The sequence below is a fragment of the Pseudomonas sp. NPDC087612 genome (assembly GCF_044743505.1).
In the GTDB taxonomy this organism is placed as follows: Bacteria; Pseudomonadota; Gammaproteobacteria; order Pseudomonadales; family Pseudomonadaceae; genus Aquipseudomonas.
This window is the reverse complement of the sequence record NZ_JBIUWO010000016.1, coordinates 41,053-60,743: the sequence shown is the minus strand read 5'-3', so window position 1 is coordinate 60,743 and position 19,691 is coordinate 41,053. Positions and strand designations below refer to the sequence as shown.

13 protein-coding genes and 1 tRNA gene are annotated in these 19,691 nt (G+C 60.9%); 11 read left to right on the top strand and 3 right to left on the bottom strand.

Features of this window, described 5'->3' with window-relative positions; genetic code table 11:
- Positions 1–105: 105 nt before the first annotated feature.
- From ACIOVF_RS26445 to ACIOVF_RS26430, 4 genes are all read left to right on the top strand, one after another.
- Entirely contained in the window at positions 106–2,028 is a 1,923-nt protein-coding gene (locus ACIOVF_RS26445) for a PrkA family serine protein kinase (protein ID WP_010221441.1), read from the top strand.
- Positions 2,029–2,169: 141 nt separating this feature from the next.
- On the top strand, positions 2,170–3,441 hold the full coding sequence (locus tag ACIOVF_RS26440) for a YeaH/YhbH family protein (RefSeq protein ID WP_045199279.1): 1,272 nt from the start codon (positions 2,170–2,172) through the stop codon (positions 3,439–3,441).
- Positions 3,438–5,000, top strand: a complete 1,563-nt coding sequence (locus tag ACIOVF_RS26435) for a SpoVR family protein (protein ID WP_045199277.1) — start codon at positions 3,438–3,440, stop codon at positions 4,998–5,000. Before ACIOVF_RS26440 ends, ACIOVF_RS26435 begins: the two co-directional genes overlap by 4 nt.
- A 55-nt stretch (positions 5,001–5,055) precedes the next feature.
- Complete coding sequence (locus ACIOVF_RS26430; protein ID WP_401293741.1) at positions 5,056–6,285, top strand: multifunctional CCA addition/repair protein; 1,230 nt, start codon at positions 5,056–5,058, stop codon at positions 6,283–6,285.
- 87 nt (positions 6,286–6,372) lie between these two features.
- Here ACIOVF_RS26430 and folK read toward each other — a convergent pair whose 3' ends face one another.
- Complete coding sequence (gene folK / locus ACIOVF_RS26425) at positions 6,373–6,882, bottom strand: 2-amino-4-hydroxy-6-hydroxymethyldihydropteridine diphosphokinase (RefSeq protein ID WP_045199273.1); 510 nt, start codon at positions 6,880–6,882, stop codon at positions 6,373–6,375.
- Positions 6,873–7,226, bottom strand: a complete 354-nt coding sequence (gene folB, locus ACIOVF_RS26420; protein WP_045199271.1) for a dihydroneopterin aldolase — start codon at positions 7,224–7,226, stop codon at positions 6,873–6,875. The genes folK and folB overlap by 10 nt, the downstream gene beginning before the upstream one ends.
- Positions 7,227–7,300: 74 nt before the next feature.
- On the opposite strand from folB, the gene plsY reads away from it, so the two are divergent.
- Positions 7,301–7,870 carry a glycerol-3-phosphate 1-O-acyltransferase PlsY gene (plsY, locus tag ACIOVF_RS26415; protein ID WP_045199269.1) on the top strand — a complete coding sequence of 190 codons (570 nt, stop codon included), beginning with the start codon at positions 7,301–7,303 and terminating at the stop codon, positions 7,868–7,870.
- 26 nt (positions 7,871–7,896) lie between these two features.
- Here plsY and tsaD read toward each other — a convergent pair whose 3' ends face one another.
- Positions 7,897–8,922, bottom strand: coding sequence for a tRNA (adenosine(37)-N6)-threonylcarbamoyltransferase complex transferase subunit TsaD (tsaD, locus tag ACIOVF_RS26410; RefSeq protein ID WP_038998431.1), 1,026 nt, complete (start codon positions 8,920–8,922; stop codon positions 7,897–7,899).
- Positions 8,923–9,123: 201 nt separating this feature from the next.
- Between tsaD and rpsU the strand changes: the two genes are divergently transcribed.
- The 6 genes from rpsU to mobV all read left to right on the top strand — a co-directional run bounded on the left by rpsU (position 9,124) and on the right by mobV (position 18,830).
- On the top strand, positions 9,124–9,339 hold the full coding sequence (rpsU, locus tag ACIOVF_RS26405; RefSeq protein ID WP_002551877.1) for a 30S ribosomal protein S21: 216 nt from the start codon (positions 9,124–9,126) through the stop codon (positions 9,337–9,339).
- 304 nt (positions 9,340–9,643) lie between these two features.
- On the top strand, positions 9,644–11,614 hold the full coding sequence (gene dnaG, locus ACIOVF_RS26400; protein ID WP_093378936.1) for a DNA primase: 1,971 nt from the start codon (positions 9,644–9,646) through the stop codon (positions 11,612–11,614).
- Between the two features lie 67 nt (positions 11,615–11,681).
- Positions 11,682–13,532, top strand: a complete 1,851-nt coding sequence (gene rpoD / locus ACIOVF_RS26395) for an RNA polymerase sigma factor RpoD (RefSeq protein WP_045199259.1) — start codon at positions 11,682–11,684, stop codon at positions 13,530–13,532.
- Positions 13,533–13,660: 128 nt separating this feature from the next.
- On the top strand, positions 13,661–17,404 hold the full coding sequence (locus tag ACIOVF_RS26390; RefSeq protein ID WP_401293734.1) for an EAL domain-containing protein: 3,744 nt from the start codon (positions 13,661–13,663) through the stop codon (positions 17,402–17,404).
- A gap of 13 nt (positions 17,405–17,417) precedes the next feature.
- A tRNA-Ile gene (locus tag ACIOVF_RS26385) sits at positions 17,418–17,494 on the top strand.
- Between the two features lie 352 nt (positions 17,495–17,846).
- Positions 17,847–18,830 carry a MobV family relaxase gene (gene mobV, locus ACIOVF_RS26380; RefSeq protein WP_401293732.1) on the top strand — a complete coding sequence of 328 codons (984 nt, stop codon included), beginning with the start codon at positions 17,847–17,849 and terminating at the stop codon, positions 18,828–18,830.
- Positions 18,831–19,691 lie beyond the last annotated feature (861 nt).

The following is a 19,691-nucleotide window of genomic DNA, read 5'->3' as shown; positions in this document are numbered from 1 at the left end:
GTTCTAGGTGTTCTGGGGGGTATACAGCAATCGGCGGTGTCGATTGCATGCCAGCATCAGCTGACTGATCCGGCGTCGGCTCCACGTATCGAGCGAGGTGACGTCATGAGTATTTTTAGCCACTTCCAACAACGTTTCGAGTCCACCCGTCAGGAAGAACTTTCGCTGCAAGAGTACCTTGAGCTCTGCAAAAGCGATCGCAGCGCTTATGCGTCGGCGGCCGAACGCCTGTTGATGGCTATCGGCGAGCCGGAACTGGTCGACACCTCGAACAACTCAAGGCTGTCGCGCATCTTCTCCAACAAGGTGATCCGCCGTTATCCGGCCTTTGAAGACTTCCATGGCATGGAAGAATGCATCGACCAGATCGTGTCGTATTTCCGCCATGCCGCCCAGGGCCTGGAGGAGAAGAAACAGATCCTTTACCTGCTGGGCCCGGTGGGCGGTGGTAAATCGTCCCTGGCCGAAAAGCTCAAACAATTGATGGAGAAGGTGCCCTTCTATGCCATCAAGGGCTCGCCGGTATTCGAATCGCCCCTGGGGCTGTTCAACGCCGCTGAAGACGGCGCCATACTCGAAGAAGACTTCGGTATTCCACGACGCTATCTGAACACCATCATGTCGCCCTGGGCGACCAAGCGACTGGCCGAGTTCGGGGGCGACATCAGCCAGTTCAAAGTGGTCAAACTCTACCCGTCGATCCTCAACCAGATTGCCGTGGCCAAAACCGAACCGGGTGATGAAAACAACCAGGACATTTCCGCCCTGGTCGGCAAGGTCGACATCCGCAAACTCGAGGAATATCCGCAGAACGACGCCGACGCCTACAGCTACTCGGGCGCACTGTGCCGGGCCAACCAGGGCCTGATGGAATTCGTCGAGATGTTCAAGGCGCCAATCAAGGTTCTGCACCCGCTGCTCACGGCAACCCAGGAAGGTAACTACAACAGTACCGAAGGCCTTGGGGCGATCCCCTACTCCGGGATCCTGCTGGCTCACTCCAACGAATCGGAATGGCACAGTTTCCGCAACAACAAGAACAACGAAGCCTTCATCGACCGTATCTACATCGTCAAGGTGCCGTACTGCCTGAGGGTCAGCGACGAGATCAAGATCTACGACAAGCTGCTGTTCAACAGCTCGCTGGCCAAGGCCCATTGCGCGCCAGACACCCTGAAGATGCTCGCCCAGTTCACCGTGCTGTCACGGCTCAAAGAGCCGGAAAACTCGAACATCTACTCGAAAATGCGGGTGTACGACGGCGAAAACCTCAAGGACACCGATCCCAAGGCCAAGTCGATCCAGGAGTACCGCGACGCCGCTGGAGTGGACGAAGGCATGAACGGCCTGTCGACCCGCTTCGCCTTCAAGATCCTCTCCAAGGTGTTCAACTTCGACCCTCACGAAATTGCCGCCAACCCGGTGCACCTGCTGTATGTGCTGGAGCAGCAAATCGAACAGGAACAGTTCCCGGCCGAAGTGCGCGAACGCTACCTGCGCTACCTCAAAGAGTACCTGGCGCCGCGCTACATCGAGTTCATCGGCAAGGAAATCCAGACCGCTTACCTGGAGTCCTACAGCGAGTACGGGCAAAACATCTTCGACCGTTACGTGCTGTATGCCGACTTCTGGATCCAGGACCAGGAGTATCGCGACCCGGAAACCGGCGAAATCCTCAACCGCATCGCCCTCAACGAAGAGCTGGAGAAGATCGAGAAGCCGGCCGGCATCAGCAATCCGAAGGATTTCCGCAACGAAATCGTCAACTTCGTGTTGCGCGCCCGGGCCAACAACAACGGCAAGAACCCGACCTGGCTCAGCTACGAAAAACTGCGGGTGGTGATCGAGAAGAAAATGTTCTCCAACACCGAGGACCTGCTGCCGGTCATCAGCTTCAATGCCAAGGCCAGCAAAGAGGATCAACAAAAGCACAACGACTTCGTCACCCGAATGGTGGAACGCGGTTACACAGACAAGCAAGTTCGGCTGCTCTCGGAATGGTACCTGCGAGTCAGAAAATCGCAATAAGCGCCAAGCTGCAAGCTGTCAGCTGCAAGTCGCGCACGTAGGTCAAATACGTGTCGGCTTGCGGGGGCAGCGGTGATCCAACTTGAAGCTTGAAGCTTACAGCTTGCAGCTTGCAGCTACCGCCTACTCCCGGAGGGGCCTATGAGCTATGTGATCGACCGACGCCTGAACGGCAAGAACAAGAGCACGGTCAACCGCCAGCGCTTTTTGCGGCGTTACCGTGACCATATCAAGAAGGCCGTCGAGGAGGCCGTGAGCCGCCGCTCCATCACCGATATGGAGCACGGCGAGCAGATCAGCATTCCCGGGCGCGACATCGACGAACCGGTGCTGCACCATGGCCGCGGCGGCAAGCAGACCGTGGTGCACCCCGGCAACAAGGAATTCACCGCGGGCGAGCATATCGCCCGTCCGCAAGGGGGCGGCGGGGGCGGCGGCCGCGGCAAGGCCGGCAACTCTGGCGAAGGCATGGACGAATTCGTCTTCCAGATCACCCAGGAAGAATTCCTCGAGTTCATGTTCGAAGACCTCGAACTGCCCAACCTGGTCAAACGTCACCTGACCGGCACCGACACCTTCAAGACCGTGCGCGCCGGTATCAGCAACGAAGGCAACCCGTCACGCATCAACATCATCCGCACCCTGCGTTCTGCCCATGCCCGGCGTATCGCCCTGTCCGGCAGCAGCCGGGCAAAACTGCGTGAGGCGCAGGAAGAACTGGCGCGCCTGAAGCGCGAAGAACCGGACAACTTCGGCGATATTCAGGAAATTGAAGCAGAAATCGAGCGATTGAGCGCGCGCATCCACCGCGTGCCGTTCCTCGACACCTTCGACCTCAAGTACAACCTGCTGGTCAAGCAACCCAACCCCAGCTCCAAGGCGGTGATGTTCTGCCTGATGGACGTTTCCGGCTCCATGACCCAGGCCACCAAGGACATCGCCAAGCGCTTCTTCATCCTTTTGTACCTGTTCCTCAAGCGCAACTACGACAAGATCGAAGTCGTGTTCATCCGCCATCACACCAGCGCCCGCGAAGTGGATGAAGAGGAGTTTTTCTACTCCCGGGAAACCGGCGGCACCATCGTCTCCAGCGCCCTGAAGCTGATGCAGGAAATCATGGCCGAGCGCTATCCGGCCAATGAATGGAACATCTACGCCGCCCAGGCTTCAGACGGCGACAACTGGAACGACGACTCACCGATCTGCCGCGAGATTCTTACCAAGCAGATCATGCCGTTCGTCCAGTACTACACTTACGTTGAGATCACCCCTCGCGAACATCAGGCATTGTGGTACGAGTATGAGCGTATCGGCGAAGCCTTTGCCGATACGTTCGCCCAGCAGCAGCTGGTGTCGGCCGGCGATATCTATCCGGTCTTCCGTGAACTCTTCCAGCGCAGGTTAGTGACATGACCGCTAGAGAGCAGAAGCGCCACCCTATTTCTACCGGGTCCGAATGGACATTCGAACTGATCCAGGCCTATGACCGGGAAATCAGCCGCCTGGCCGAGCGCTACGCCCTGGACACCTACCCCAACCAGATCGAGGTGATCACCGCCGAGCAAATGATGGACGCCTACGCCTCCGTCGGCATGCCGCTGGGCTATCACCACTGGTCCTACGGCAAACACTTTCTCAGCACTGAAAAGTCCTATAGCCGCGGTCAAATGGGCCTGGCCTACGAGATCGTGATCAACTCCGACCCCTGCATCGCCTACCTGATGGAAGAAAACACCATCTGCATGCAGGCCCTGGTGGTTGCCCACGCCTGCTACGGGCACAACAGCTTCTTCAAGGGCAACTACCTGTTCCGCACCTGGACCGACGCCAGCTCGATCATCGACTACCTGGTGTTTGCCAAGCAGTACATCACCCAGTGCGAAGAACGCCATGGCATCGATGCCGTCGAAGACCTGCTCGACTCCTGCCACGCGCTGATGAACTACGGTGTCGACCGCTACAAGCGGCCCTACCCGATCTCCGCTGAAGAAGAGCGGCGCCGGCAGAAGGAACGCGAAGAGCACCTGCAAAAACAGATCAACGACCTGTGGCGCACCATTCCCAAGGGCGCCGACAAGAACAGCGACCGCGACAACGCGCGCTTCCCGGCCGAACCCCAGGAGAACATCCTCTACTTCATCGAGAAACACGCGCCGCTGCTCGAACCCTGGCAGCGTGAAATCGTGCGTATCGTGCGCAAGATCGCCCAGTACTTCTACCCGCAGCGCCAGACCCAGGTGATGAACGAAGGCTGGGCAACCTTCTGGCACTACACCCTGATGAACGATCTGTATGACGAAGGCCTGGTGACCGAAGGCTTCATGATGGAGTTCCTGCAGTCGCACACCAGCGTGGTGTTCCAGCCAGGCTTCGACAGCCCCTATTACAGCGGCATCAACCCTTATGCCCTGGGCTTTGCGATGTACCGCGACATCCGCCGCATGTGCGAACACCCTACCGAAGAGGACCGCCGCTGGTTCCCCGACATCGCCGGCAGTGACTGGCTGTCGACCATCAAGTTCGCCATGAGCAGCTTCAAGGACGAAAGCTTCATTCTCCAGTACCTGTCGCCGACGGTAATCCGCGACCTAAAGCTGTTCAGCATCCTCGATGACGATCAGCGCGAAGACCTGCTGGTACCGGCCATCCACGACGAAAGTGGCTATCGGATTATCCGCGAGACCCTGGCCGCCCAGTACAACCTCGGCAACCGTGAACCCAACGTGCAGATCTGGAGCATCGACCGTCGCGGCGACCGCTCGCTGACCCTGCGCCACCAGCAACACGACCGCAAACCCCTGGGCGACTCAACCGAGGAGGTTCTCAAGCACCTGCACCGCCTCTGGGGCTTTGACATCCACCTGGAGACCCTGCAGGGCGAGCAGGTGATGAAAACCCACCATGTGCCGCCCAAAGGCGAGCACGGCGAAGCTGACTATGGTCGCCTGGACCTGGCGGTAGTGCACCTCTAGCACGCCCTCCGTTGCTGCCAGACAGGTTATCCTGTGGCATCAACGGAGGTTCTACATGCAGATCTACAAAGTCGGCGGCGCCGTACGCGACCGCCTGCTCGGCAGGCCGGTCAGTGATATCGACTGGGTCGTGGTCGGCGCCACGGCGGAACAAATGCAAGCCCTGGGCTATCGCCCGGTCGGGGCGGATTTCCCGGTGTTCCTGCACCCCAAAAGCGGTGAGGAATACGCCTTGGCGCGCACCGAGCGCAAGAGCGGACGCGGCTATGGCGGCTTCACCTTCCACGCCAGCCCCGAGGTTACCCTCGAGCAGGACCTGATCCGCCGCGACCTGACCATCAATGCCATGGCCGAGGACGACCAGGGTAATATCTGCGACCCGTATAACGGCCAGAAAGACCTAGAAGCCCGAATTTTGCGCCATGTTTCCCCGGCATTCGCCGAAGATCCCTTGCGCGTGCTGCGCGTCGCCCGCTTTGCCGCGCGCTATGCCGGCATGGGCTTTAGCGTGGCCCCGGAAACCATCGAGCTGATGCGCGAACTGGGAGATTCAGGCGAACTGCAAGCCCTGACCGCCGAGCGCAGCTGGAAGGAAATCGCCCGGGCGCTGATGGAGGACCAACCCCAGGTATTCATCCAGGTATTGCGCGATTGCGGCGCCCTCAAGCAACTGATGCCCGAGCTCGATGCGCTGTTCGGTGTGCCGCAGCCTGAGGCCCATCACCCAGAGATCGACAGCGGCATCCATACCCTCTCGGTGCTCGAGCAAGCCGCCCTGCACCAGCAGCCCCTGAGCGTGCGCTGGGCCTGTTTGCTGCACGACCTGGGCAAGGGCCTTACCCCAGAGGAAGAATGGCCACGGCACATCGCTCACGAGCAACGCGGGCTGAAGTTGATCAAGGCGGTGAACCAGCGCTTCAAGGCGCCCCGTGAATGCCAGGAACTGGCCTTGCTGGTCGGGGAATATCACACCCACTGCCACCGGGCCCTGGAACTGCGCGCCTCGACCTTGCTGGAGCTACTGCAAAGCTTCGATGTGTACCGCCGGCCGCAGCGTTTCGAGGAGTTTATCGTCGCCTGCGAGATGGACGCCCGGGGCCGCAAGGGCCTGGAGCAACGTGATTATCCACAGGCTGATTACCTGCGCGGCGCAGCGGCGGCGGCGCGTGCAGTGCAGGTGCAACCGCTGGTGCAACGAGGGCTGACCGGGCAGGCGCTGGGCGAGGCGCTCAAGGGCGAGCGGCTGAAGGCGTTGAAGGCGTACAAGGACGACGCCAAGCGGTAATGCGTGTCGCCTTCATCGCTGGCAAGCCAGCTCCCACAGGGCCTGCCTACACCGGACCTTGTGGGAGCTGGCTTGCCAGCGATGGGGTCAAATCCTGGTTAGTTGTTGCCCACGCCACTCGAACGGTACCGGCGCCAGCACTTGCTCGATTTGCGCCTCGGCCCACAGCTGGCTCATGGTTTTGCCGGCACCCGGGTGCTTAAGCGCTGGCGCAATCAACGCCAGCGGCCACAACACGAATGCGTTCTTGAGAATCTCTGCCCGCGGCAATACCAGCCCGTCGAAGCTGCCATGCAGGTCGTTGTACATCAGCACGTCGATATCCAGCGGCAGGCCTTTGCGCTCGGGGGCGTAGCGGCCATTGTCGGCCTCGATGAACTTGAGCCGGCGATCCAGTTCCATCAGCGGCAGCTCGGTCAAACCGCTGACCACCAGGTTGAAGAACGGTCCGCTCTTGATGCCCACCGCCTGGCTTTCGAACACCGCCGAACAGTGCATGTCAGTGAGCATTTCGGCCAAGGCATCGAGCCCGGCGGTCAAGTGCCGCTCGCGCTCGATATTGCTGCCCAGCCCGAGGTAAACCCTGTTCAGAGACATCCGCGCTCGATCTCCACGCCGACCCCAGTGGCGGCCGGTACCGCGCCAGGCTTGGTCAGTTTCAGGCGCAACCAGGGAATCTGGAACTCGCTCATCAGCACCGCCGCCAGGCGCTCGGCGAAAGTTTCCACCAACTGGAACTCGGACTGCTCGGCAAACGCCTGGATGCGCGCCGACACGCTGGCGTAGTCCAGGGCCTTGGTCAGGTCGTCTCCGGCTGCGGCCGGGCGGTTATCCCAGGCAAAGCTCAGGTCCAGGCGCAGGCACTGGCGGATTCCGCGCTCCCAGTCATAGGCGCCGATCACGGTATCGACTTCCAGCCCCTCGATGAACACTCTGTCCAAGCACTTCTCTCCACAGCACGACAAGGGCGCGTTGCGCCGTTAGAATCAGGGCGTCCTCGCCCGGAATGGTTAGCATGTTTTGGTTACTGGCGCTGTGCGCCTACCTGCTTGGCTCTCTGTCCTTTGCCATCGTCCTCAGCCGCCTCAATGGCAGCCCGGACCCGCGCATGAGCGGTTCAGGCAATGCCGGTGCAACCAACATGCTGCGCCTGGCCGGCCGCAAACTGGCGGTCCTGACCCTGCTTGGCGACCTGTGCAAGGGCCTGCTGCCCGTGCTGGTCGCCAATCTTGCTGGCCTCGACCTGCAGCAACAGGCCTGGATCGGCGTGTGCGCGGTGATTGGCCATCTGTTTCCGGTGTACTTCCGCTTTCGCGGCGGCAAAGGTGTCGCCACCGCCGCCGGCATGCTGCTGGGGCTTTACCCGCCAGCCGCCTTGCTGGCCATCAGCGCCTGGCTGCTGACCTTCTACCTGACCCGTACCAGCTCGCTGGCGGCGCTGGTGGCAACGCCACTGACCCTGCCACTACTGGCCTGGCGCGAGCCGGAAGCGTTGCTGCCAATCAGCGTGCTGACCGTGCTGATTGTCTGGCGTCACCGCGGCAATCTACGCGACCTTTTCGCCGGACGCGAACGGCATTTCTGAATCCAGCGCATGAGCAACGCTCAGCTTCACAGCGGCGCCAGTTGCTCCATTGGCCAGCGCGCCTGCACGCTGATCGCCAGGCTTTCCTGCTGCCCGGCGGCCAGACGCTGGCAGCCGGCGTAGGCAATCATGGCGCCGTTATCGGTGCAAAACTGCGGCCGGGCGTAGTACACATTACCCTTGATGCCAGCCAGCATGTCTTCCAGCGAAGCGCGCAAGGCCTTGTTGGCACTGACGCCGCCAGCGATCACCAGGCGCTTGAGGCCGGTCTGCTTGAGGGCTCGCTTGCACTTGATGGTCAAAGTCTCCACCACCGCCTGCTGGAAGGCCAGCGACACGTCGCAACGGGTTTGCTCACCGTCGTCCCCAGCACTCTGGCACTGCTGCCAGGTATTGAGGGCAAAGGTTTTCAGGCCGCTGAAGCTGAAATCCAGCCCCGGGCGGTCGGTCATCGGCCGCGGGAAGACAAAGCGCCCGGGCACGCCCTGGGTTGCCAGGCGAGCGATCTCCGGGCCACCCGGGTACGGCAGGCCGATCAGCTTGGCGGTCTTGTCGAAGGCTTCGCCGGCGGCGTCATCGAGGGTCTCGCCGAGCAACTCGTACTGACCGATACCGTCGACGCGCACCAACTGGGTATGCCCGCCCGACACCAGCAAGGCGACGAACGGGAACTCGGGTGGCTGCTCTTCGAGCATCGGCGCCAGCAGGTGACCTTCCATGTGATGCACGCCAAGCGCCGGAATCCCCCAGGCAAAGGCCAGGGCCTGGGCGCAGGAAGCGCCCACCAGGAGCGCGCCGACCAGGCCGGGGCCTGCGGTATAGGCGATGGCGTCGATCTCGGTGGCGACGCAGTCGGCTTCGGCCAGCACCTGGCGGATCAACGGCAGCATGCGCTTGACGTGATCACGCGAGGCCAGCTCCGGCACTACCCCGCCATAGACGCGGTGCAGGTCGATCTGACTGAACAATGCATCGGCCAAAAGGCCGCGTTCACTGTCGTATAATGCGACGCCGGTTTCGTCGCAGGATGTTTCCAATCCCAGTACTAGCATGGGTCCGTGCCTTGTTGAGGCTGAATTCGAAGGCGCGCATGATAGTCCCCGCTCCCGACGCCGACCAGCGGTTTTCGATCAGAGGCTTTGCATTCCGGTCGGCTAAGGGTTAACATCCGCAACCCTTAAAAACCGACGTTCTCCAGCGCACATTTTTGCCACGAGTTCGTTGACCCCGGTAATGAATGAAGGTAGCTCTGGATGCCAGCCGTCAAAGTTAAAGAGAATGAACCCTTCGACGTAGCTCTGCGTCGTTTCAAGCGCTCCTGCGAAAAAGCCGGTGTTCTGGCTGAAGTTCGTAGCCGCGAATTTTACGAGAAGCCGACTTCTGAGCGTAAGCGCAAAGCAGCAGCCGCTGTTAAACGTCACGCCAAGAAAGTTCAGCGCGAACAGCGCCGCGCCGTTCGTCTGTACTAATACAGACGTCCGTCGCAAGCTTCTGCCTCGCCCGGCCCACAGCCGGGCTGCCGGCAGTTGTTGCTTGATCCTTTGGCCTTCGGGCCCAAGGCGTCCTGTTGCCCTGCAGCATGGACAACCTGCCTGAATCGTCAGAACTGGCCGCAACGCCAGCTGTGCACGTCCTTCCTGACGAGCCTTCACCGGCTGCAGACGAGCACGTCTTTCCGTATTTTGTGTTACGCCATTCGACATCGCTCGAACGCGCAGCCGTTCCCGCCGCATTAGCGATTACACTTGCTTATCGCCTGATGATGAGAGTGCCATGGCCGGGCTGATTCCCCAGAGTTTTATCGACGACCTGCTCAACCGTACCGACATCGTCGATGTGGTGAGTTCGCGCGTGCAGCTGAAAAAAGCTGGCAAGAACCTCACGGCCTGCTGCCCGTTCCACAAAGAAAAGACCCCGTCCTTCAGCGTCAGCCCCGACAAACAGTTCTATTACTGCTTTGGCTGCGGCGCGGGCGGCAACGCCCTTGGCTTCATCATGGACCACGACAACCTGGATTTCCCCCAGGCCGTCGAGGAACTGGCCAAGGCCGCCGGCATGGAGATCCCCCGCGAAGAAAGCGGGCGTGGTCACAAACCCCGGCAACCAGTCGATTCACCGCTGTACCCGCTGCTTGAAGCCGCCGCCGAATTTTATCGCCAGGCGCTGCGCAGCCATCCGACACGCAAATCCGCGGTCGACTACCTCAAGGGCCGCGGCCTGTCCGGCGAGATCGCCCGCGACTTCGGCCTGGGCTTTGCCCCGCCCGGCTGGGACAACCTGTTCAAACATTTGAGCAGCGATACCTTGCAGCAAAAGGCCATGATCGATGCCGGCCTGCTGATCGAGAACGCCGAGTCAGGCAAGCGCTACGACCGCTTCCGTGACCGGGTGATGTTTCCGATCCGCGACAGCCGTGGCCGGGTCATCGCCTTCGGCGGCCGGGTTCTGGGCGACGACAAGCCCAAGTACCTCAATTCCCCGGAAACCCCGGTGTTCCACAAGGGTCAGGAGCTGTACGGGCTGTACGAGGCGCGCAAGTTCAACCGCAACCTCGACGAGATCATCGTGGTCGAAGGCTACATGGACGTCATCGCCCTCGCGCAGCAAGGCTTGCGCAACGCGGTGGCAACCCTGGGCACGGCCACCAGCGAAGAGCACCTCAAGCGTCTGTTTCGCGTGGTGCCGAGCGTGCTGTTCTGTTTTGACGGCGACCAGGCCGGCCGCAATGCTGCCTGGCGCGCCCTGGAAGCAACGCTTTCGAGCCTGCAGGACGGGCGCAAGGCGCGCTTTCTGTTTTTGCCCGAAGGCGAAGACCCCGACACCCTGGTACGCGCCGAAGGCACTGATGCCTTCCGCGCGCGCATCAACCAGCATGCGCAGCCGCTGGCCGATTATTTTTTCCAGCAGTTGACCGAGGAAGCTGACCCGCGCTCGCTCGAGGGCAAGGCACACATGGCCACCCTCGCTGCACCGTTGATCGAAAAAGTGCCCGGGGCGAATCTTCGCGCCTTGATGCGCAACCGCCTCAAGGAAATTACCGGCCTGGACAACCAGCAGGTCGAACAACTGGCGCACACTGCACCGGCTGAAGCTCCACCCAGTTACGACCCGGGCATCGATTACGACGCGATTCCCGACTACACACCGGATTACGCTGATTTTCACCAGCCCGAGTACGCCGCGCCACAACAGCAGTGGACACCGAACAAGGGCGGCAAGAAAAAGTGGGACGGCAAACCCTGGGACAAGAAGGGCAAGCCCTGGGAGCGCAATGGCCAGCGCCAGGATGCGCCACCACGGGTGCCGACCTCGGTAGAACCGCCGACCTTGAGCGCCCTGCGCACCTTGCTGCATCACCCGCAACTGGCGAAAAAGGTCGAAGATGCCAGCCAGCTGGCGGCCGAAGAACACGTCTATGCCCAGCTGCTGGTAGCCCTGCTCGAGGCGTTGCAAAAGAATCCTGAGCTACGCTCACTACAGCTGATCGCCCGCTGGCATGGCACCGAACAGGGCCGCCTGCTAAGGGCATTGGCAGAAAAGGAATGGCTGATCGATGCCGATAACCTTGAACAACAGTTTTTCGACACCATAACTAGCTTGTCCGCTCGCCAACGCGAGCGCAGCCTGGAACATCTGCTCAGGAAAGCACGTCAAAGTGACTTGAGCGCAGAGGAAAAAAATCAGCTGCGTGACCTGTTAAGCCGTAATGTTCCCGCACAAACCCCGACCTCAACTGGCGCGTGAGGTCCTAGCTCGGGTATAATCCTCGGCTTGTTTTTTGCCCGCCAAGACCTTCAGTGGATAGGGTGTTATGTCCGGAAAAGCGCAACAGCAGTCTCGCATCAAAGAGTTGATCACCCGCGGTCGTGAGCAGGGCTACCTGACTTACGCGGAGGTCAACGACCACCTGCCAGAGGATATTTCAGATCCGGAGCAGGTGGAAGACATCATCCGCATGATCAACGACATGGGGATCAACGTATTCGAGAGTGCTCCGGATGCGGATGCCCTTTTGTTGGCCGAAGCCGACACCGACGAAGCCGCAGCTGAAGAAGCCGCCGCAGCGTTGGCGGCTGTGGAAACCGATATTGGTCGCACGACTGACCCGGTGCGCATGTACATGCGTGAAATGGGTACCGTCGAGCTTCTGACCCGCGAAGGCGAAATCGAAATCGCCAAGCGGATCGAAGAAGGTATTCGTGAAGTCATGGGTGCTATCGCCCACTTCCCGGGTACTGTCGAGCACATCCTCTCCGAGTACGATCGCGTCACTACCGAAGGTGGCCGCCTGTCCGACGTTCTCAGCGGTTACATCGACCCGGACGACGGCATCGCGCCGCCGGCCGAGGTGCCGCCGCCGATCGACCCGAAAGCCCCGGCCAAGGCCGATGCTGACGACGACGAGGAAGAGAAAGAGGAAAGCAGCGACGAAGAGGAAGAAGTCGAAAGCGGTCCGGATCCGGTCGTCGCGCAACAGCGCTTCGGTGCCGTCCAGGATCAGCTCAACGCTACCCTCAAGGTACTGAAGAAGAACGGCCGCAGCCACAAGGACAGCCTCAAGGCGATGCTTGATCTGGCCGAGCTGTTCATGCCGATCAAGCTGGTACCGAAGCAGTTCGAAGCCCTGGTTGAGCGCGTTCGTAGCGCCCTGGACCGCCTGCGTCAGCAAGAACGCGCCATCATGCAACTGTGCGTCCGTGACGCGCGCATGCCACGTGCCGACTTCCTGCGCCTGTTCCCGAGCAACGAAATCGACCAGACCTGGGCCAGCGACCTGGCCAAGCGCAGCACCAAATGGGCGGCTGCCCTGGGTGAGAAAAGCGACGCCATCGTGGCCTGCCAGCAGAAGCTGATCGACCTCGAAAGCGAAACCGGCCTGACCATCGCCGAGATCAAGGACATCAACCGTCGCATGTCGATCGGTGAAGCCAAGGCTCGTCGCGCCAAGAAAGAAATGGTCGAGGCCAACCTGCGTCTGGTTATCTCGATCGCCAAGAAGTACACCAACCGCGGCCTGCAGTTCCTCGACCTGATCCAGGAAGGCAACATCGGCCTGATGAAGGCGGTGGACAAGTTCGAATACCGTCGTGGTTACAAGTTCTCGACCTATGCCACCTGGTGGATTCGCCAGGCGATCACCCGTTCGATCGCCGACCAGGCCCGCACCATCCGTATTCCGGTGCACATGATCGAGACGATCAACAAGCTCAACCGTATTTCCCGGCAGATGTTGCAGGAAATGGGTCGCGAACCGACCCCGGAAGAGCTGGGTGAGCGCATGGAAATGCCTGAGGACAAGATCCGCAAGGTATTGAAGATCGCCAAAGAGCCGATCTCCATGGAAACCCCGATCGGTGACGACGAAGATTCGCATCTGGGTGACTTCATCGAAGACTCGACCATGCAGTCGCCAATCGATGTGGCCACGGTCGAAAGCCTCAAGGAAGCGACCCGTGACGTGCTCTCCGGTCTGACCGCACGCGAAGCCAAGGTGCTGCGCATGCGTTTCGGTATCGACATGAACACCGATCACACCCTCGAAGAGGTCGGCAAACAATTCGACGTGACCCGCGAGCGGATCCGTCAGATTGAAGCCAAGGCGCTGCGCAAGCTGCGCCATCCGACGCGAAGCGAGCATCTGCGCTCCTTCCTCGACGAGTGATGACAAACCCCGGCCCAGGCCGGGGTTTTTCTTTTCCGGCGAACGGCGCTTTTCAGCCTTTGCCCACTACCCCGCCGCTGAAATGCCCGTCTACACTCGAATCAATCCACCTGTGTGACGAGGCCGTTATGCCCCGAATGCCGGCCCTTCTGTTGGCTCTCCTGCTCGTCTGGAGTGCAACTGCCGGCGCCTTGACCCTGACTGAGGAAGAACAAGCCTGGCTCAGCGCACACCCGCAGCTGCGCCTGGGCGTCGATGCATCCTGGCCACCTTTTGAATACCGGGACCAGGACGGTCGCTACCAGGGATTGGCCGCCGACTACATTGCCCTTATCCAGGACCGCCTGGACGTGCAGTTCAAGCCGATCGAGCCGATCAGCTGGACTGCCGTGCTCGAGCAGGCCCGGCAGAACAAGCTCGACCTGCTGCCCGGCATCATGTCGACCCCAGAGCGCCAGAGCTTTCTGGCCTTCACCCGCCCGTACCTGGATTTTCCGATCGTCATCCTCGCCCATGATGGCGGGCCGCAACCACGGACCATCAAGGACCTCTACGGCCTGAAGATCGCCGTGGTGGAAAACTACGCGCCCCACGAGCTGTTGCGCACCCACCACCCGGACCTCAACCTGGTGGCCCTGCCCAATGTCAGCTCGGCGCTGCAGGCCCTGGCCACCGATGAAGTGGACGCCGTGGTGGGCGACCTTGCCTCGAGCATATGGAGCCTGCGTCAGCTCAAGCTCGAAGGCCTGTACGTCAGCGGCGAAACGCCCTACCGCTATCAGCTGGCCATGGCAGTGCCACGGGAACAGAAGATCCTCGTCGGCATTCTCGACAAGGTCATGGCCGACATGAGCCCCGGCGAAATCAGCAATATCCAGGAGCGCTGGGTCGGCAAAGTGCTTGACCACCGCACGCTGTGGTACGACCTGCTGATCTACGGCCTGCCCGCCCTGCTGCTGATGATCGCCATCCTTGCTGCGGTGATCCGCGTCAACCGCCGCCTGAGCTCGGAGATTTCCCGGCGCATCGCCCTTGAGCAGGAACTGCGCAGCAGCGAATACCACTACCGCGGCCTGGTCGAAAGCCTTTCGGCCATTGCCTGGGAAGCCGACGCCAACGACTTCACCTACAGCTACGTCTCGCCCCATGCCGAAGACCTGCTCGGCTACCCGTTGAACCAGTGGCTGCGCCCGGGCTTCTGGCGCAGCATCATCCACCCCGACGACGCCCTCTGGGCCCAGGCCTATTGCGACAGCGAAACCGCCGCCGGCCGCGATCACAGCCTTGATTACCGCGTAATCCGCGCCGACGGCCGCAGCCTGTGGGTGCGCGATATCGTCAGCCTCATCGAACACGGGCACAAACCAGTGATGCGTGGGCTGATGATCGACATCAGCGAAACCAAGAACGCCGAAGAAGCCCTGCGCCTGTCGGAGCAGAAGTTCGCCTCGGTGTTTCAGCAGTGCCCGGATATCCTGGTGATCGCCCGGATGAGCGACGGCTGCCTGCTGGAAGTCAACGAGGCCTTTGAAGAACAGATCGGCCTGAGCCCGGCGCAAGTGCTGGGCCGCACCGCCACCGAGCTGAACATCTGGGGCATCGACGGCGTTGGCCCGGACCTGCTCAAGCGCTTGCAGGCAGGCAGCATCCGCAACCTGGAAATGCTCTTCCGGCGCAGCAACGGCCAGCTGTTCACCGGCCTGACTTCCGCCGAGACCTTCCAGCTCGACAGCACGCCGGCGCTGGTAGTGGCAGTACGCGACATCAGCCAGCTGAAAGAAACCCAGGAGCAGCTGCAAACCTCCGAAGAGAAGTTCGCCAAGGCCTTCCACGCCTCCCCCGACGGCCTGCTGCTGTCGCGCCAGAGCGACGGTTTGCTGATTGAAGTGAACGAAGGCTTCTGCCGCCTGACCGGCTACGACACCCACATGTCGCTGGACCACACCTCGCTGGACCTGGGTATCTGGGTCGACCTCAACGAGCGCCGGCGGCTGCTGGACATGCTCCAGCGCGACGGCTTCGTGCGTGATTTCAGCTGCCATATCCGCCGCAGCGACGGCCAGATCCGTCTCTGCGAACTGTCAGCCAGGCCGCTGCCGATTGCCGGGGTCGATTGCATGCTGACCATCGCCCGCGACATCACCGAGCGCCATCTGATGCAGGAAAAACTGCAACTGGCCGCCACCGTATTCGAGAACACCGCCGAAGGCGTGTTGATCACCGACATCGACCAGCGCATCAGTGCGGTCAACCGCGCCTTCAGCGAAATCACCGGCTACAGCGAGTTTGAAGCGCTGGGTCAGACCCCGCGGCTGCTTGCCTCCGGCCAGCACGACAGCGCCTTCTACGTAGCTATGTGGCATCAACTGACGGCCGAGGGCCATTGGCAGGGTGAGATCCACAACCGGCGCAAGAACGGCGAGATCTACCCCAGTTGGCTGACCATCAGCGCGGTGCGCAACAGCGAGCGCGCCATCACCCACTTTGTCGCGGTGTTCGCCGATATCTCCAGCCTCAAGCACGCCCAGGCCAAGCTCGATTACCAGGCCCATCACGACCCGCTGACCGGCCTGCCCAATCGCACCCTGTTCGAAAGCCGCCTGCAGGCCGCGCTCAACTGTTCCCAGGCCTCCAAGCGCCAAGGCGCGGTGCTGTTTCTCGATCTCGATCGCTTCAAGCACATCAACGACAGCCTCGGCCATCCGGTCGGCGACCTGTTGCTTAAAGGCATCGCCCAGCGGCTCAAGGAACAGGTGCGCGACATCGATACCGTCGCACGCCTGGGCGGCGACGAGTTCATCATCCTCCTGCCCGGCCTGCACCAGCCTAGTGATGCCGAGCACATCGCGCACAAACTGCTGGCCTGCTTTGGCGCACCGTTCCAGGCTGGCGAACATGAGTTCTTCACCAGCGCCAGCATCGGCACCAGCCTTTATCCACAGGACGGCACCGACGTCGCCTCGCTGATCCGCAACGCCGACGCCGCCATGTACCGCTCCAAGGCCAAGGGGCGCAACCGGGTCGAGTCCTACACCCGCGACCTCACCGCCCAGGCCAGCGAGCGCATCGCTCTGGAGCACGAACTGCGCCGGGCCATCGAGCGCAATGAACTGAGCCTGTGCTACCAGCCCAAGTTCAGCCTCAAGACCCAGAGCCTGGTCGGCGCCGAAGCGCTGATCCGCTGGACCAACCCGACGTTCGGCGACGTCCCGCCGGAGCACTTCATTGCACTGGCCGAAGAGAACGGCATGATCCTGCAACTGGGCGACTGGGTACTGGAACAAGCCTGCCGGCAAATGCAGGTCTGGAAACACAACTACCTGGCGTTCGGCCCGCTGTCGGTCAACCTCGCCGGCGCTCAGTTGCGCCAGCCAAGCCTGGTCAAACGCATCGAACAACTGCTCAAGACCCACCAGCTCAAGGCCGGTGACCTGCAGTTGGAAATCACCGAGAACTTCATCATGAGCCAGGCCGAAGAAGCCCTGGCCATCCTCCATCAACTCAAGCACCTGGGCGTGCAACTGGCGATCGACGACTTCGGCACCGGCTACTCGTCGCTGAGCTACCTCAAACGCCTGCCGCTGGATATCCTCAAGATCGACCAGTCGTTCATCCGCGGCCTGCCCGACGATCCTCATGATGCGGCTATTGCCCGCGCCATCATCGCCCTGGGCCGCAGCATGCAACTGACCATCATCGCCGAAGGGGTGGAAAGCCAGGCTCAGCAGCAGTTTCTTGCTGCCGAAGGCTGCGAGCAGATCCAGGGCTACATCGTCAGCCTGCCGCTACCGGCCGAGGAATTCGCCAGGACCTTCCTTCGCATAGCTCTTTCAGATCTTTCGGATGGCACAGCCTGGAATCCCTCGTTATAATCCGCGTCCACTGGGGCCTATAGCTCAGTTGGTTAGAGCAGGGGACTCATAATCCTTTGGTCCACGGTTCAAGTCCGTGTGGGCCCACCAACAAAATCAATGGCTTACGCTTAACTGGCGTAGGCCATTTGTGTTTTTGGGCATAAATTTTCCCCGTTTTGTCCCCGTTTCGTCCACACCACCGCGCTCCCTGGCGCAAAGTACAGGGGCCAAGGCCTGGTATCAGCTCAGATTTCACGTAGCGTCGTGCTCCCCGTCTGCGCCGAGCACGGTACCCGCTTGTGCATTGCTTCACCCCTGCGCAGCAGGCCCACCATCGCGCAGCGATGTGTAGTGGGTTACACATTGCGGCCTCCAGTTTTTTCAAACTGGGGGTTGCATTGGGTGCTGCTCCAAGCGCTTAACTGACTGATAAGACAGTTAAAAGCGACGGAGAAGCGCTATGGCATACGCAATCATCAGGGCAAAGAAACTCAAATCCATGGGAGCAGTGTCGAGGTCGGCGATGCATACATTCAGGATGCAGCCCACCCCCAATGCTGACCCATCACTCACTGGACGAAACCGAACAGTAGGCGCCAAAGGAGCAGACCAGCTACTCGCCGCCCTGGTGCGCACGCTGCCGACCAAAAGACGCAAGGATGCTGTGCTAGCGATTGAATACCTGGTCACAGCATCCCCTGGAGCGTTCAAGCGTCACGGGGGGCATTTGGGCGACATGGGGGACGGATACTTTGCCGAGGCCCTAAAGTGGCTCAGGAGGCGCCACGGTGCTGAACATGTCCTAAGCGCGACCGTCCACCTGGATGAATCAACGCCGCACCTGGTCGTTTACGTTGTGCCGATTACGGCAGACAAGCGGCTATCGTGCCGTGACTTCCTCGGTGGCCCCCAAAAGCTGAAGGCGATGCAAACCGACTTCCATGCAAAGGTTGGTGCGCAGCGCGGCCTGGAGCGCGGCGTGGAGGGCTCCAAGGCAAAACATGAGGCGGTATCGGCCTTCTACTCGACGATGGCTGCTGCGGGCGAAGCGCCAATGCTGAAGGCCCGCGACTATGCGGCAGCGGCTATCGGAGTGAAGACTGAAGCTTGGCGGCGAGCCGAAGCCGTGGCCAGCGCCAACGCTCAAGGTGCAGCTCGCCATGCACGCTCAAAACGGGCAGCGCTATCACGCTCCAGGGCAGTGAAGAAAGCAGCTGATCTAGTGTCTGATCGGCAGCGAGCGGTTGAACGACAGGAGCAGCAGCTGCGCGGCAGAGTGCAGGTAGTGGATCGCCGCACCAGGAGCATCGAAGGCCTGGTGACGCAGCTCAGTGAAACAGAGAACAAGGTGGCGGTGCTTACTGCTGAAAGGGTTGCCCTCAAGCGGCGGATCGCGCAGCTGGAACACAAGCTGAGCAATGAGAAATACCCTGAGCCTCGCTAGCACCTTGCGGAGAGTCCGGGGGCAGGACGACCACCGGCCCATAAAAAACCCGTCCGAGCCGAAGCTAGGACGGGCTCCCCCGGGCGAACTATTAGTTACAGTTCATCCCAGTTGTCGCGGATGAATTCATACAGGCGATAGCACCGGTACAGGCTCATCAAACCACTCAGAGTACGAAAGAATTTCTTCATACCTAAAGGCCTCTGAATGGCCTGCCTCCAGCGTTTTTTCCGGAACACATACGCCTTCGGGCCTGCTCGTTGAAGCGCCCTGTGAGGAGGCCGGTTGATGGCCCCTCAATCAGATCCGGCGCGGGTTACTAGGCCGCGTTGAGGGGGAAAAGGGTCACCCCCCCAATGGATGTCATCCGGTCCTCACAGGACACGAGCGCGACCATGGTACCGTATCAGCAACTGCCAAGCCCACCTGTTTGCAGCTGATCCGCCCGGTTTGCAGGCAACAGCTATCGGGCGTAAACTCAGAAAACGTTGAAGCGCCCTGTGAGGTCAGCAAGCCAGCCACTAACTGAGCTTGCGGAAAAAACCGCCCCTACTAAGGCGGTTTTTTTTCGCCTGTAGGAAAGTGACAGGCCGTCCAGGGGCACCGCCCAACTGCTGATTTCCCGCCCACATCAGCTCTATCTGAAAAATCCGCCGCGAAAAAAAATCGGGGCAGAAAATCACTTATCCCCCTCCCGCCGACGCGCTTCCCGTCGCAAAAAAGTGCAATGGCCGTGGGTAGTGCAATCGAATGCCCGGCCCAGGCCCGCTGCGGGCTCTGGCAGCTGATCGGCCATTGCACTGAGTGCAAAGTTTTGCAAAGGAATGCAAAGCCATTGCACGAGAAAATGCCCGCTCGTGG

Coding starts and splice junctions, on each gene's coding strand:
- ACIOVF_RS26430 (WP_401293741.1), top strand. CDS start 5,056: ATGCAGATCTACAAAGTCGGCGGCGCCGTACGCGACCGCCTGCTCGGC.
- rpoD (WP_045199259.1), top strand. CDS start 11,682: ATGTCCGGAAAAGCGCAACAGCAGTCTCGCATCAAAGAGTTGATCACC.
- ACIOVF_RS26435 (WP_045199277.1), top strand. CDS start 3,438: ATGACCGCTAGAGAGCAGAAGCGCCACCCTATTTCTACCGGGTCCGAA.
- rpsU (WP_002551877.1), top strand. CDS start 9,124: ATGCCAGCCGTCAAAGTTAAAGAGAATGAACCCTTCGACGTAGCTCTG.
- dnaG (WP_093378936.1), top strand. CDS start 9,644: ATGGCCGGGCTGATTCCCCAGAGTTTTATCGACGACCTGCTCAACCGT.
- ACIOVF_RS26445 (WP_010221441.1), top strand. CDS start 106: ATGAGTATTTTTAGCCACTTCCAACAACGTTTCGAGTCCACCCGTCAG.
- tsaD (WP_038998431.1), bottom strand. CDS start 8,922: ATGCTAGTACTGGGATTGGAAACATCCTGCGACGAAACCGGCGTCGCA.
- plsY (WP_045199269.1), top strand. CDS start 7,301: ATGTTTTGGTTACTGGCGCTGTGCGCCTACCTGCTTGGCTCTCTGTCC.
- ACIOVF_RS26440 (WP_045199279.1), top strand. CDS start 2,170: ATGAGCTATGTGATCGACCGACGCCTGAACGGCAAGAACAAGAGCACG.
- folK (WP_045199273.1), bottom strand. CDS start 6,882: ATGTCTCTGAACAGGGTTTACCTCGGGCTGGGCAGCAATATCGAGCGC.
- ACIOVF_RS26390 (WP_401293734.1), top strand. CDS start 13,661: ATGCCCCGAATGCCGGCCCTTCTGTTGGCTCTCCTGCTCGTCTGGAGT.
- mobV (WP_401293732.1), top strand. CDS start 17,847: ATGGCATACGCAATCATCAGGGCAAAGAAACTCAAATCCATGGGAGCA.